This is a genomic window from Variovorax brevis, from assembly GCF_030317105.1.
In the GTDB taxonomy this organism is placed as follows: domain Bacteria; phylum Pseudomonadota; class Gammaproteobacteria; order Burkholderiales; family Burkholderiaceae_C; genus Variovorax; species Variovorax brevis.
Map to the genome: position 1 here is coordinate 34,621 of NZ_JASZYG010000004.1, position 13,672 is coordinate 48,292.

Genomic DNA, 13,672 nt, shown 5'->3' on the forward strand with positions numbered 1-13,672 from the left:
ATGCTCCTTCATGTCACCCACGAAACGCGCTACGCCTACACGCCACCCGTCGAGACGGCGCAGCACCTGGCCCACCTCAAGCCGCTGACCACGCCGTGGCAGCAGCTGGTGAGTCACCGCCTGGACATCGAACCCGCGCCGGTACAGCGCAGCGAATCGCCGGACGTCTACGGCAACACGCGCGCTTTCTTTGCACTGGATTCGACGCACGAACACCTGGCCGTGATTGCGCACAGCGTGGTGCAGACCAGCACGCCCACGCTCAGCCCGGCCATTGCGCGGGAGCTGCCGTGGGAGCAGGTGCGCGAGCGCTTTCGCTACCGCAAGGACGCGCCCTACGACGCCGCGTCGGAGTTTGTCTACCCGTCCACGTACGTGCCGCGCCACGATGACTTCGCGGCCTACGCGCGCCCCAGCTTCACCGAGGGCCGTCCCGCGTTCGACGCCGCGATGGACCTCACGCTGCGCATGTTCGAGGACTTCGAGTACGACGGCAACAGCACCGAGATCAGCACGCCCGCGGTCGAAGCCCTCGCGCAGCGCCGCGGCGTGTGCCAGGACTTCGCCCACATCATGATCGCGTGCTTTCGCACGATGGGGCTGCCTGCACGCTACGTGAGCGGCTACCTGCTCACGCAGCCGCCGCCGGGCCAGCCGCGGCTGGTGGGCGCCGACGCGTCGCACGCCTGGGTGTCGGTCTACCTGCCCGGCGCCGAGGGGCCGGGTGACTGGGCCGAGTTCGACCCCACCAATGGCCGCCAGCCGTGCGAAGACTATGTGGCGCTGGCCATCGGGCGCGACTATGCCGACGTCTCGCCCATGCGCGGCGTGCTGCACGGCGGCGCACGGCACACGCTGCGGGTCGGCGTTACGGTGCAGCCTGAAGAGGAACTCCCGTCCAGCGAGCTGGGCGACAATGCGGCCGCAAATCAGGAGAACCCTTCATGAGCGTCTACGACAAGCTTTCGCAACTGGGCATCACGCTGCCGCCCGTTGCCGTGCCCGCTGCGGCCTATCTTCCTTTCGTGCAGACCGGCAAGCTCGTCTTCCTGTCGGGCCACCTTGCCAAGAAGGATGGCAAGGTGTGGGTCGGCCAGCTGGGGGCCAACATCGAGACGGCCGAAGGCAAGCTCGCGGCCCGCGCCATCGCCATCGACCTGATGGGCACCCTGCATGCAGCGGTGGGCGACCTGAACAAGGTCGTTCGCATCGTCAAGCTGATGAGCCTCGTCAATTCGACGAGCAGCTTCACCGAACAGCATCTGGTGACGAACGGCGCCAGCGAACTCTTTGCCGAAGTCTTCGGTGCCAAGGGCGCGCACGCCCGCAGCGCGTTCGGCGTGGCGCAGATCCCGATGGGCGCCTGCGTTGAAATCGAGCTGATCGCCGAAGTCGCCTGAACCCGCACGACGAGCCCCTGCACGGGAAAACACTCGTCACAAAACGTTTCCAAGCTTCCTACAGTCTCCCTTGCACGGTAGTCCCGGAGCGAGGAGACAAGAATTGGACTTCGATTACGTCATCGTGGGTGGTGGCTCGGGCGGGGCCACGCTCGCTTCGCGCCTGAGTGAAGACCCTGCCATTCAGGTCTGCCTCATCGAGGCCGGCGGCGACGGCCGCGGCATTTTGGTACGCGCGCCAGCCGGCGTCGTGACCATGCTGCCCGGCCGGCCGAAGATCAACAACTACGCCTACCAGACGGTGCCGCAGCCCGGCCTCGACGGGCGCCGGGGCTACCAGCCGCGCGGCCGCTGTCTCGGCGGCTCCAGCGCCATCAACGCGATGCTCTACGTCCGCGGCCACCGCACGGACTATGACGACTGGGCCCGGCTGGGCTGCGAGGGCTGGGGCTTCGACGAGGTGCTGCCCTACTTCAAGCGCTCCGAAGGCAACGAACGCGGCGAGAGCGAACTGCACGGCGGCAGCGGGCCGTTGCAGGTCTCGGAACAGCAGTCGCCCCGCCCGATCACCGAAGCCTTCATCCAGGCCGGCGTCGAGTGCGGCCTTGCGCGCAACGACGATTTCAACGGTCCCGAGCAGGAAGGCGTCGGCTACTACCAGGTCACGCAGTTCCATGGGGGCGCCAGGAACGGCGAGCGCTGCTCCGCCGCGGCGGCCTACCTGCATCCGGTCATGCATCGCCCCAACCTGCACGTGCGAACCGAGACGCAGGCGCTGCGCGTCGTGCTGGAAGGCCGGCGTGCCGTCGGCGTGGAAGTGCGTCGCGGCAACATCGTCGAAGTGCTGCGTGCGCGCCGGGAAGTGGCCCTGTGCGGCGGCGCCTTCAATTCACCGCAACTTCTGATGCTCTCGGGCATCGGCAATCCGGCCGAGCTGCGCAAGCACGGCATCAAGGTGCAGCACCCGCTGGCCGGGGTCGGACAGAACCTGCAGGACCACCTGGACTTCATCGTCTCGTACAAGTCGCAGGAAACGGACATGTTCGGCATCGGCGCCGTGGGCACGGTGAACCTGGTGAAGGCCATCGCGCAGTGGCGCAAGACCGGCAAAGGCATGATCGCGACGCCCTTTGCGGAAGGCGCAGGCTTCATCAAGTCGTCGCCCGAACTCGCGCGGCCGGACCTGCAACTGCACTTCGTCATTTCGGTGGTGGACGACCATGCGCGCAAGCTGCACATGGGATACGGCTTCTCGTGCCACGTCTGCGTGCTGCGGCCCAAGGGGCGCGGCGAGGTCGGGCTCTTCAGCAACGATGCCACCGCGTCGCCGCGCATCGACCCGCGCTTCCTGTCGCACCCGGACGATGCGGCCCTGATGCTCAAGGGCGTTCGCCGCGTGCGCGAACTCCTCAAGGCACCGGCGCTGGCCCGCTACCGGCACAAGGAGGTCTACACCGAGGGCGTTGAAAGCGACGACGAACTGATGCAGCACATCCGTGCGCGCGCCGACACCATCTACCACCCGGTGGGCACCTGCAAGATGGGCCGCGACGCCACGGCGGTGGTCGACGCGCAGTTGCGCGTGCACGGCATCGACGGCCTGCGCGTAGTGGACGCGTCGATCATGCCGACGCTGATCGGCGGCAACACCAACGCGCCGACGATCATGATTGCCGAGCGCGCCTCCGACTGGATGCGCGCCGCGGCTAAGGCGTCGGCTGCGGATCGCTCAAGCCTTGCGACGAACCGCGTACCACCAGCCGGCCCGGCAGCAGCAACTGACGCGGCGCCGCATCGAGCCCCTGAAGTCGCTCGATCAGGCAGCTAGCGGCCGCGTGGCCGATCTCGTCGGTCGGCTGGGCGATGGTGCTCAGCCCCGGTCCGATGAGCGAGGCCCATTCCGTGTCGTCGAAGCCCACCAAGCCGATGTCGACACCGAAGCGCCAACCCAGCCGCTCGACGGCTGCCGCCACACGAAGCGTCACGACCGCGTTGCCGGCGAGCACCGCCGCACGCCGGCCGCGTCCAGCGCGCTTTTTCAGGGCAAGCAGTTCGGCGTCGAGTGCCGCAGTGGCTTCGGCCGGGTCGTCTTCGCTTTCGAACACGGACGCACCCACGCGCGGCCGATGGCTTCCCATGCAGTCGCCAAACGCCGCGATTCGCTCGCGCCGCGAACTCACGCCCTTCGAAGGCTCGCTGATGTAGATCAGTTCGCGATAGCCCTGCTCCACCAGATGCCCGCATGCGAGCTTCATGGCGCCGGGGTTGTCGAGCGAGACGAAGTCCGCGCGCATCGCGGGATGCCGCCGATCGACCAGCACCGCCGGCTTGCCATGCAAGGCCGAGGCATCGACCGCAGATGACCCGCGCCCGAGCGTGTTGAGGATGAAGCCGTCCACCTGGTAGCCCGCCAGCGCGTCGATGGCTTCGCGCTCGCGGCTGCCGTCGTTGCCCAGGTTGAAGAGCATCACGAGGTAGCCGGCCGCCTGGCAGGCCTTTTCGGCGCCGCGCAGCACCGCCACCGAATAGGGGTTGCTGACGTCCGCCACCACCAGGCCGATGAGGCGTGAACGGCCCCGGCTCAAGGCCTGCGCCATCGGGCTCGGCGAATAGTCCAGCGCCTTCACGGCGGCTTCGACGCGCGCCGCGATGTCGGGGCTGAGAAGGCGCTCGCGATGGTTCAGGAAGCGCGAGACGGTCGCCTTGGACACGCCCGCCGCCTTCGCCACGTCCGCGATGGTGGCGCGGCCCGTGGGACGCTGGACGGAACTGCGCGTGCTCAAAGCCCCGCGTCGTTCAACTGCACGCGCGTGGGCAGGCCTTCGGTATCGCCCAGCACCTGAACGGCGCGTGCGCCGATCCACGCGCCACGGCGCACGGCCTCTGGCACCGACTTGCCTTCGAGCAGCGCGCTGACCACGCCGACCGCAAAGCCGTCGCCCGCGCCCACCGTGTCGATCACTTCCTTGACCGGGAAGCCGGCCACGCGGCCGGTGCCGGCCACGTCGCTGTCGAAATAGGCGCCGTCCTTGCCGAGCTTGACGACCACGAGTTTCGCGCCGCGTTCACGATAGAAGCGCGCGATGCCTTCCGGCGTGCCGTCACCCGTGAGGAGCAAGCCTTCCTCGATGCCGGGCAGCACCCAGTCCGCCTTGGCGGCGAGTTCGTTGAGCGTGTCGCGCATCACCTCTTTCGACGGCCACAGCGTGGGCCGCAGGTTGGGGTCGAAGGAGATGGTGCGGCCCGCCGCGCGCATGACGTCGAGCGTTTTGCGTGCCGCCTGCACGCTGGTGGCGGACAGCGCTGCGAACACGCCGGTCGCGTGCAGGTGGCGGGCGGACTTCAGCCAGGCCTCGTCGACGTCGGCCGGCCCCATCTGGCTCGCGGCCGAGCCCTTGCGGTGGTATTCGACCGGCGGGTCGCTGCCGTCGGTGACGCGGCCCTTGAACTGGAAGCCCGTGCGCTGCGTTTCATCGCAGATCACGTGCGAGCAGTCGATGCCCTCGCCCTTCATGCTGGCGATGAGGTAGCGGCCCATGCTGTCGGTGCCGAGCCGGCTGGCCCAGCCGACCTTCAGGCCCAGGCGCGACAGGCCGATGGCCACGTTGGTCTCGGCGCCGGCCGTTCGCTTGTGAAAGGACTCGGCGTGCTCCATGGGGCCCGGCCGGTCGGCGACCAGCAGCATCATGGCCTCGCCGAAAAGGGCGACGTCGAAGGAGGAGGTGGATTGGTTGGAGCTCATGTCGATGCTCATGTCAGGGGTGTGCAGGCCGCGCGCACCTGCGCGATTTCGTCGCGTGTCACGGCCAGGAGATCGTCGCCGACCAGGGGATATTCGATGGCGTGCGGCACGTCGGACGGCAAGGCACGCAGTATGGCGCGCCACGGCGCAAGCGAGTGTGACAAAGGTACTGCCACCCATTTGTGCGGCAGGCGTTGCGCGCCCTTGCAATGCACGTAGCGAACGCGCGGCCCCAGGGCCTGCGCGGCCTGCAGCGGGCATTCGCCGACGTAGTGCCAGTTGCCCATGTCGAAGGTCATGCCGAGTTCGAGGCCGCTGCGGTCTGCCGCATCGAAGAAGGCCAGCAGCGCGGGCACGCTGCCGGCGGACACGCTCTGGTCGTTCTCGATCAGCAGTTCGGTGTCGGTGGCGGCCAGGCGGTGCTTCAGGGCCGACAGTGATGCGTGCGACGCCGCACCGAAGCCGCCGATGGACATTTTCAGGCGCGGTGCCTCGAGCATGGCCGCACGTGCCAGGCCGCGTTCGAGCGCGGCGGTGTTCAGGTCGCCGCCTTCGGTCCACAGCCCTTCCGGTTCGGAATAGACGGAGGTGAATTCGGCGAGCGTGGCCAGTTGCGCATCCACCTCGGTGGGCGAGCCGCGCAGCAGTTCGCCGCGCACCTCCACCGAATCGGCGCCCGCTTCGCGCGACAGCCGCGCGAACCACGCCTGCCCGTGGCGGCCCACTTCGGCGGCGCCAAAGGCGGCGAGGGAAATCAGGATCGGAGGCACCGACGCCTCAATTCAGCTTGGGCAGGTCGGTTTGCAGCCACTTCTGGTAGAGCTTGTTCAGCTCGCCGTTGGCGGTGTTTTTGGTGACGAAGTCATTCACGTTCTTGAGCAGTTCATCCTGGCCGGGGCGAATGGCAATCGCCATGGCCTGCTGCTTCAGGACGAACTTGTTTTCGAAGGTGTTGGCGGGAACGCGCTTGGCGATCTGAGCCGCCACCGTCACCGAGCAGCCGATGGCGTCGACTTGACCCGACATCAAGGCCTGCATGGCCGATGCGTCGTCGTCGAAGCGGCGGATCTCGGTGCCTTCGGGCGCTGCGGCCGTCACCGTCACGTCCTGCGTGCTGGCGCGGGCCACGCCTACGCGCACGCCCTTGAGATCGGCCGCGGTCTTGATCGGCGCGCTCGTCTTGCCATACAGCACGATGGTGGCGGCCGCATACGGCGTGGAAAACGCCACCTGCTTGGCGCGCTCGGGCGTCACGGCCAGCGAGGCGACCAGCAGGTCGACCTTGTTGGTCAGGAGGAAGGGAATGCGGTTCGGGCCGGTGACCGGCACGATGTTGGCCTTGACGCCCCAGTCCTTGGCCAGCAGCTTGGCCACGTCGGCGTCGTAGCCGTCGGGCTGGTTCTGCGCGTTGGTCGTGCCGTAGGGCGGAAAGTCGACCAGCATGCCGATGGTGATTTCACCCTTCTTCTTGATGTCGGCCATCGACTGCGCAAAGGCGAAGGGCGTGAAGGCCGTCAACGCGGCACCGAGGCCCAGGGCAGCGAGCGCGGCCGTGGCGGTGCGGCGGGTTGCAATACGGATCATGGAAAAGTCTCCTTGGTTTGGGAACAAAAAAAATGGGTCAGCGCGCCAACGAGCGGGCACGTTGCCGCTCCATGTACTGCGCGAGCAGCGACAGCGGCCAGCAGATCACAAAATACAGCGCAGCCACCGTCGCAAACACTTCGAGCGGCTGGAAGGTCGCGTTGTTGATGATCTGCCCGGCGCGCGTGATCTCGGTGAAGCCGATGATCGCGGCGAGCGAGGTGCCCTTGATGATCTGCACCACGTAGCCCACCGTGGGCGGCAGCGCGATCTTGAAGGCCTGCGGCAGCACGACGTCACGCATGCGGGCCGTGTAGTCGAGGTTGAGCGCCAATGCCGCCTCCACCTGGCCGCGCGGAATCGCCTGGATGCAGCCGCGCCAGATCTCGCCCAGGAAGGCCGCGCTGTTGAGGATGAGCGCCACGCCGGCCGCAACCCACGGATTGATGTCGAAGCCCATCACCGGCGCGCCGAAGAAGATCAGGAAGAGTTGCAGCAGCAGCGGCGTACCCTGGAAGATCTGGATGAAGCCGGTGGAAATGATTTGCGCCGCCCGGCTCTCTGACGTGCGCGCCAGCGCCACGATCAGGCCCAGGATGGCGCCGCCGATGAACGCGATCAGCGACAGGGCCAGCGTCCACTTGGCCGCTTCAAGGATGAACAGGAACTCGGGGAAGCCGAAGGTACGCATGATCGATTTCCTATCGCCGGTCCGGGTAGTTGAGCGTGCGCTGATAGATGAGCTTGAACAGCCCCGAGAACGACAGCGCCAGCGCCAGGTAGATGCAGGCCACCACGATGTAGATCTCGAAGCTGCGGAAGGTCTGCGATTGCAGGTTGGCCGCGACCGAGGTCAGGTCGTCCGCCGAGATGACCGACACCACCGCCGAACTCAGCATCAGCAGGATGAACTGGCTCGTGAGCGCCGGATAGATGGCCTTGAGCGCCGGCTTGATGATGACGAAGCGAAAGATCTCCCAGCCCTTCAGGTTGAGCGCCCTGCCCGCCTCGATCTGCCCCTTGGGAATCGACTCGATGCCGGCGCGGATGATCTCGGTGGCGTAGGCGCCAAGATTCACCACCATCGCCGTGAGCGCCGCCGTGTAGGGCGACCAACGCAAGCCGATGGCCGGCAGCGCAAAGAAGAAAAAGAACAACTGCACCAGGAAGGGCGTGTTGCGGATGACCTCGATGTACGCATTGACGATGAAGCGCAACCACGTCGGCCCCGACGTCTTGCCCCAGGCGCACACGATGGCAACCACCAAGCCCAGCAGGGTGGCGATGAGCGAGAGCTGGATCGTGATCCAGGTGCCCTTGAGCAGCAGCGGCCACGCGGCAAAGACTGCTTCGAACTGGAATTGATATTTCATGGCGGGCCTACACCACGCCAGAGGTCTTGAAGGCGTTCACCGCCCTCAGGCCGCACCGCGCTTCATCGTCCTTGCACATGGCTTGTCTCCGTTGTCTGGATCAGTGGATCGAACTTTAGCTGAAACCGGTTTCATGAAACTAAGGGATTCCACCTGGAACGCGTCCCGAAAGCGAAATGTTTTAGTGCAGCCTAAACTGGACAAATGGAAAGCACCACCTTAGAAGCACTCCAAGACAAAACAGGTGCAGGCAGCAAGACGCCGGTCGTCAGGCACTTCCGGCAGGCGCTGCTGTGGCCCTTGCGACTCATGCGCGACCATGAGTCTGGCGGCGGCGACCGGCCCGCGTGGAAGGTCCTGAAAGAACTCGGCGACAGCACGCCATGGCGCGAAGTGATCGACGAGTACACCGGCAAGTCCGACGACTTTCACGAGCGGCACTACAACGAATTCGCGAGCTTCCTGCCCTACGTGCAGCAGTTCCTCTATGGTGAAGGGCGCTCCCGCACGCAGGGCACGGGCACGACAGGCGATCGCGACGTGGGCCGCGATTCACCGATGCGCGTGTTCCGCCGCCACGACATCAAGGGCGTTCGCGTCGTGGCACGCGAAGGGGACGCGCCGCTCACGCTCGACGTTGTGCATCTGGACCTGTACTTCTTCTTCGACGTCGACGTGGTGCTGCTCAACCTCGAGATCGGCGCGAGCGACCTGAGCCTTTGGCAGGCGCAGGAGCAGCTCTACCGCTTCGGCCGCGCCTACCCGGCCGGCTGGGATGCCGACGGCGCCGCCCTGCATTGCATGGAGAGCGTCGAATGGCTGGGCGCCGACGGCAACGTGCTGGCGCGCTCCGATGCGCAGGAGAGCGAAACCTTTCTCTCGCACGTGGCCACGCACCGCGCGCCGCGCACTGCGGCGCACTGGGCGTACGCCATCCAGCCGCTGGTGAGCGAGCATTCCGAAGAGCCCGGCCTGCTGCGCTATCGCCACATCGAGGACTACCGCATGCCCGTCATGGCCTACCTGGCCCTTGACGACCCGCGGCGCCTGACGCGCAGCCAGTTCATCCGCCTGGGGCTCGTCACCGGCTCGGGGGACGCGGAGAGCCTGCTGCCCTATGGCGAAGAGCATTTGGCCGACTTCGAGTCGAACTACTGCTACGACCGCTTCTGGGCCGACACCGGCGCCGCGCCCAACACGCGCTACCTGTGCAACGGCCGCGCGTTCATCGTCATCGGCGATGCGCGTTCGCATTTCTTTGGATGCGGCGACCGCGGCGTGCTGGCGCAGTTTCGCCACCAGCACTTCCTGCTGTTCCTCATTGCGCATTTCCAGAAGGCCTCGCTGCTGATGTTTTCCGACCAGCTGGTCGAAGCGCTCAAGCGGCTGGACCAGCGCAACATGGCGAGCGTCAAGCGGTTCAAGCGCGCGATTCGCCTGAGCTTCGAGCGCTTCTTGCGTTTCACGCACCGCTACTGGTTCCACCAGATCTCGCACCAGGCGCAGGTGCAGGCGCTGTCGAACCTGTGCTCGCGCCACTTGGGGCTGGACGAGCTGTACGAGGAGGTGCGCGTGCGCATCGCCGACATGAACACCTACCTCGAAGCCGACAGCCTGCGCCGCCAGGCCAGCACCGTCGTGCGCCTGACGGTGGTGACGCTGTTCGGCCTCATCGGCACCATCACCACCGGCTTCCTGGGCATGAACCTGCTGGCCGAAGCGGAAGCGCCGCTGTTGACCAAGATCCTGTGGTTCGCCGTCGTCGGCGGCTTCACCACCTGGCTCACGGTCTACACCATGATCAAGTCGCAGCGCCTGTCGGACTTCATCGATGCGCTGTCGGACGACCGGATGTCGTGGCGCGACAAGTTCGCGGCCTTCAAGCGCGTCTGGCGGCCGGGCGCGGATTGACCGCGACCGGCGCGCCGCTTTCCTTCGTCAGAAAGTCTGCGGCGTCGATGGCGCGCCCGCCCCTTGGCCCGGGTTGGGCCGCGGCAGCCACACCTCGATGGAGCCCGCGACGACGCTTTGCGACGCGGCACGTACCGTCCACGCCGTGACGGGCGGGAACACCGAGCGCGCCATGGCCTCGGCGCAGGGGGCCTGTGCCCCGTCGCTGTAGAGGATGGTCGGCTGGCGATGCCCCGCAGGCGGTGCGCGTCCGGCTGCACGCGAGCTTTCCAGCACATCCTCGACGGCAGGCAAGGCCGCGCCCAGCGCGCGCCAGGGCTTGCGAAAGGCGCGCGCCGCCTCGCGGGATTCCTGGCCATAGACCTGGATGTAGATGATCTGGCCCCTGCAGATGTCCGGCCGCGGCGGCGCTTCCTCCGCGCCTGCCGCAGGCGGGTCGTAGCCACCGCCGGCGCCAGGCACACCGGCAGCTACCGTGGCGCCGGAAACGGCATCGGGTGCCATCCGGGGACTTCGGGCCCCGCCCGTGGGCGCACCGGCCACCATGCCGGCCGGGGGCGAACCCGCCGCGGGTGGCACCGCCGCCGGCAATGCGATCTCGCGAAAGCGGATCCTGAAGGGCACATGGGCTCGCGCCATGAACGCCGTCACGAACGAGGTCGAGTCCGAGCCGAAGCCGCTGCAGTTCTCCTGCGGCGGCGTGTGGCCGGTGTAGTCGCGCGCCCAGTAGCGCGGCTTGCAGGGCGGTGCGCTCACCGGCTGCAGGCAGTCGATGCCGTTGTTGCGGTCGAGCAGGCGCTGGCAGGCGGGCGTGCGGCGGTTGGGGGGCTCTGCACCGCAAGCGGCCTTGGCATCGTCGACGATGCGCACCGACAGCTTGAAGTTCGCCATGAAGTTCTCGCTGCCCTGGCGGCACAGCAGGTCGCCGGTGCGAAGCAGTTCGGCCGCGAGGGAGGAAGTCGCTTCGTCCGAGGTGCCCGCCACGCGCAGCCTGGCCCAGCGCTCGGTCAGGTCCTTGAAGGCCAGGCTCTCGGCGCGCGACTGGTCGCCCTGCTGAGTTCGCCACGCATCGATGCCCTGCCACAAGGCCACGCCGAAGGTGGCCGCCGTGCCGATGCCCAGCGACGCCGTCACCGCACCGGCCTTGAGCACGCGCGCCTGCAGCCGGCCCACCGAGGCCACGGCACTGGAAACACTGGTGCCGTTGACCGGTGCCGCCGCCAGGCCGGTCTGCCCGTCATCGACTTCGAACAGGCCAGGCACGCCCTGCGCCACGCGCGACAGCAAGTCGCCTTCCAGCCGGTCGCCGATGGCGGCGCCCAGGCGGAAGTAGCACTCCCATTGCGCTTCGTCGAAGAACTGGTCGGTGGTCGGCTGCTGCGGAAAGAGGGGATTGGCCGCCTTGAAGTTCACCAGGTCCACCGACAACTCCGACGAGACATTCGGCTTGACCAGGATGATGTGCCCGAGCAGGCCGCTGGCGTAGGTGACGCGCGCCAGCGCAAGGCAGGCCTGGCTGGTGGGCGACGCCAGGTCGTTGAGCGAGCCGAACACGCCCAGGTTGCGCCAGCTCGCACTCTTGTTGGGCTTGAGCGCGACGATGTCGGCGTTGAGGTCGATGCGCGCGCGCCGGATGAGGTTCTCCAGGTCATGGAAGCGGTAGTCCGGGTCCGCGCCGCAATCGGCGATGACGATGAGTTCGGCCTCCTCGCGCAGCAGCGCATACGCGGCCGTGTTCTCGAAGTGGCCGCCGTCGCTCAGGTACCAGAAGGGCGAGCCGCTGCCGGGAAAGGCGCCGAAGCATTCGAGCAGGATGAAGCGCGACTTCATCAGGAAGGTCGACATGCTCCGCGCCGCGCCGGGCTGCACCAGGCCTGCTTCCTTGCTGTCCCACCAGTAGCCCAGGCGCAGCCCTGCAAACACCGACAGCGCCGCAATGCCGCGCTTGGTGAGCCGGCCCAGGCCGGGCGCAAAGGCCGCGCCGGAAATCGCCGTCCATGCACCGATGCTCAGCGCCCCCTTCAGCTTGGCCTGGGTCCACGGCGCGCCCACCGCCTGCATCCATCCGAGCGGACCGACCGTGAGCGGCAGGCTCTTGCGGTCGCGGTTGAACAGTTGCTGCCGCGGGTCGTGCGTCTGGTTGATGCACACGTTGATGAGGTGCACCGGCCCGCCGTGCATGTGCGGCGCGTACTTGCATTGCGAGATGTCGTCGTCTTCCTCGACCTCCCCGACCGGCACGTGCGGCGGCGCCAGCCCCGACAGCGCCGCCGTCGGATCCGCGCCCAGTCGCCGCTGGTTGGCCGCGCCCAGGTAGCCGTGCACGATGCGCGACCGGTAGAAGGTGTGCAGCGACGAGGCGTTGAGAAAGCCGAAGTTGCGCCCCGTGACGAGCGCATAGCTGCCCACGATGATGCCGATGGTGCCGAACCACACCCAGCCGCGCGGAAAGTCCAGACCCTGCGGCGTGAACACCGGCAGCAGCACGGCCGCATACAGCACGCCGATCCACCACGCCGCCAGGCAGAAGGCCAGTAGCAGGCCGAAGATGCTGCCCAGCATGATGAGCATGCTCTTGCCGACGCCCGGCACCTCGCGCTTGCCGGTGAACAGCATCGGAAGCACCGCACGCAGCGCCGCCGCCGCCACCAGCATCGCGCCGCCCCATGAGGCCCGCGTCTCGCGCGTATGCGCGGCGAGCCACCACGCCGTCCAGTCGAGCAGGCCCAGCAGCCCGATGACGAGCATCACGTAGATCACGGTGGCCAGGCCTTCCGTGAGTTCGTTGCGCAGCACGGCCGGCGTCTGGCCGCTCGATTTGCGCCACAGCACCCACAGCAGCGCCACCACCCACGCCGACGCAAAGACAATGAAGGCCGGCGCCAGCCACAGCGGGCCGCCGTAGCGGTCTTCCAGGATCGGCCCGAGCCACCAGGCCAGCGCACCCAGCACGCACCACATCGTCACCTGACCCAGCATGCCCAGCGTCGTGCTCTTGTCGCGCACTGCCCAATAGCCGTCCGCCAGCACGATCGACAGCAGCCACGGAATGAGCGCCGTGAGCCAGAGCGTGGGCAACTGCGTGGCCCATCGCACCGGCGAGATGACGGACTGCGCGTTGTCCAGGTCGACCAGGCCGGCCATGATCTCCCACGCACCCAGGTTGATCGCCGCCAAGAACATGCCCACGAGCGTGGCCGCAATCGCAATCTCGATGTGCGTGCCCAGCAGGTTGCGCAGGTACAGCGCCACCGCGAAGAGCGTGTCGCGCATGCCGCCGGGAATCAGGTAGCGGCCGTTGCTGCGCAGCCACCAGCCGAAGCGCACCTTGTCCACTTCGGCGAAGGCGCCCTCCACTGCGCGCACGCCATCGGCGTCCTTGGCGCGCGTGCAAAGCCGGCCCAGTGTCGAGCCCACATAGCCGCCGCCGGAGACGGTCGAGACGATGTCGAACTGCAGGAGTTGCCGGTGCTGCGCCAGCGCCTTGAGCAGGCCCAGGCTGAAAGTCGCACTGCGGATGCCGCCGCCGGACAAGGCAAGTCCCCAGGGGCGATGGCCATCGTCCGCACCCGTGAGCGCCTTGCGGCGCGTGCTCACCATGTCCCTTATGGTGTCGTCCATCCGGTCCTCTGCGTTGCACCGCAATATTTCACTGCGCACCC

Annotated in this window: 10 protein-coding genes and 1 pseudogene; 4 read left to right on the forward strand and 7 right to left on the reverse strand. The window is 67.4% G+C overall.

The features are described from left to right. The 3 genes from QTI66_RS12910 to QTI66_RS12920 all read left to right on the forward strand — a co-directional run bounded on the left by QTI66_RS12910 (window position 1) and on the right by QTI66_RS12920 (window position 3,228). Entirely contained in the window at window positions 1-948 is a 948-nt protein-coding gene (locus tag QTI66_RS12910) for a transglutaminase family protein (RefSeq protein WP_286560021.1), read from the forward strand. Then, entirely contained in the window at window positions 945-1,400 is a 456-nt protein-coding gene (locus QTI66_RS12915) for a RidA family protein (protein WP_286560022.1), read from the forward strand. Before QTI66_RS12910 ends, QTI66_RS12915 begins: the two co-directional genes overlap by 4 nt. Window positions 1,401-1,503: 103 nt before the next feature. Then, the gene (locus QTI66_RS12920; RefSeq protein WP_444814994.1) at window positions 1,504-3,228 is read left to right on the forward strand and encodes a GMC family oxidoreductase; all 1,725 of its coding nucleotides are present in this window, start codon (window positions 1,504-1,506) and stop codon (window positions 3,226-3,228) included. On the opposite strand, the pseudogene QTI66_RS12925 reads toward QTI66_RS12920, so the two are convergent. The 6 genes and pseudogenes from QTI66_RS12925 to QTI66_RS12950 form a co-directional block, all read right to left on the reverse strand. After that, window positions 3,131-4,183 (reverse strand): annotated as a pseudogene (locus QTI66_RS12925) (LacI family DNA-binding transcriptional regulator); the annotation flags it as partial. The gene QTI66_RS12920 and the pseudogene QTI66_RS12925 sit on opposite strands and share 98 nt — an antisense overlap. Further along, window positions 4,180-5,142, reverse strand: coding sequence for a sugar kinase (locus QTI66_RS12930; protein ID WP_286560024.1), 963 nt, complete (start codon window positions 5,140-5,142; stop codon window positions 4,180-4,182). The pseudogene QTI66_RS12925 and the gene QTI66_RS12930, both read right to left, overlap by 4 nt. A gap of 8 nt (window positions 5,143-5,150) precedes the next feature. Beyond that, on the reverse strand, window positions 5,151-5,912 hold the full coding sequence (locus QTI66_RS12935; protein WP_286560025.1) for a sugar phosphate isomerase/epimerase family protein: 762 nt from the start codon (window positions 5,910-5,912) through the stop codon (window positions 5,151-5,153). Window positions 5,913-5,919: 7 nt separating this feature from the next. After that, the gene (locus QTI66_RS12940) at window positions 5,920-6,726 is read right to left on the reverse strand and encodes a transporter substrate-binding domain-containing protein (protein ID WP_286560026.1); all 807 of its coding nucleotides are present in this window, start codon (window positions 6,724-6,726) and stop codon (window positions 5,920-5,922) included. Between the two features lie 37 nt (window positions 6,727-6,763). After that, a complete protein-coding gene (locus QTI66_RS12945) occupies window positions 6,764-7,417 on the reverse strand; it encodes an amino acid ABC transporter permease (RefSeq protein WP_286560027.1) in 654 nt (217 codons plus the stop codon). A 10-nt stretch (window positions 7,418-7,427) separates the two neighbouring features. Further along, entirely contained in the window at window positions 7,428-8,099 is a 672-nt protein-coding gene (locus QTI66_RS12950) for an amino acid ABC transporter permease (protein ID WP_286560029.1), read from the reverse strand. Window positions 8,100-8,303: 204 nt separating this feature from the next. On the opposite strand from QTI66_RS12950, the gene QTI66_RS12955 reads away from it, so the two are divergent. Beyond that, window positions 8,304-10,010 (forward strand): hypothetical protein, encoded by a 1,707-nt coding sequence (locus QTI66_RS12955; RefSeq protein ID WP_286560030.1) that lies wholly within the window; start codon window positions 8,304-8,306, stop codon window positions 10,008-10,010. A gap of 27 nt (window positions 10,011-10,037) precedes the next feature. Here the strand turns inward: QTI66_RS12955 and QTI66_RS12960 are convergent, their stop codons facing one another. Continuing rightward, the gene (locus tag QTI66_RS12960) at window positions 10,038-13,631 is read right to left on the reverse strand and encodes a patatin-like phospholipase family protein (protein WP_286560031.1); all 3,594 of its coding nucleotides are present in this window, start codon (window positions 13,629-13,631) and stop codon (window positions 10,038-10,040) included. Between the last annotated feature and the right edge of the window lie 41 nt (window positions 13,632-13,672).

Excerpts from the sequence above, each read along its gene's own strand:
- QTI66_RS12910 (WP_286560021.1), top strand. The coding sequence starts at position 1 with ATGCTCCTTCATGTCACCCACGAAACGCGCTACGCCTACACGCCACCC.
- QTI66_RS12915 (WP_286560022.1), top strand. The coding sequence starts at position 945 with ATGAGCGTCTACGACAAGCTTTCGCAACTGGGCATCACGCTGCCGCCC.
- QTI66_RS12930 (WP_286560024.1), bottom strand. The coding sequence starts at position 5,142 with ATGAGCTCCAACCAATCCACCTCCTCCTTCGACGTCGCCCTTTTCGGC.
- QTI66_RS12940 (WP_286560026.1), bottom strand. The coding sequence starts at position 6,726 with ATGATCCGTATTGCAACCCGCCGCACCGCCACGGCCGCGCTCGCTGCC.
- QTI66_RS12945 (WP_286560027.1), bottom strand. The coding sequence starts at position 7,417 with ATGCGTACCTTCGGCTTCCCCGAGTTCCTGTTCATCCTTGAAGCGGCC.
- QTI66_RS12950 (WP_286560029.1), bottom strand. The coding sequence starts at position 8,099 with ATGAAATATCAATTCCAGTTCGAAGCAGTCTTTGCCGCGTGGCCGCTG.
- QTI66_RS12955 (WP_286560030.1), top strand. The coding sequence starts at position 8,304 with ATGGAAAGCACCACCTTAGAAGCACTCCAAGACAAAACAGGTGCAGGC.
- QTI66_RS12960 (WP_286560031.1), bottom strand. The coding sequence starts at position 13,631 with ATGGACGACACCATAAGGGACATGGTGAGCACGCGCCGCAAGGCGCTC.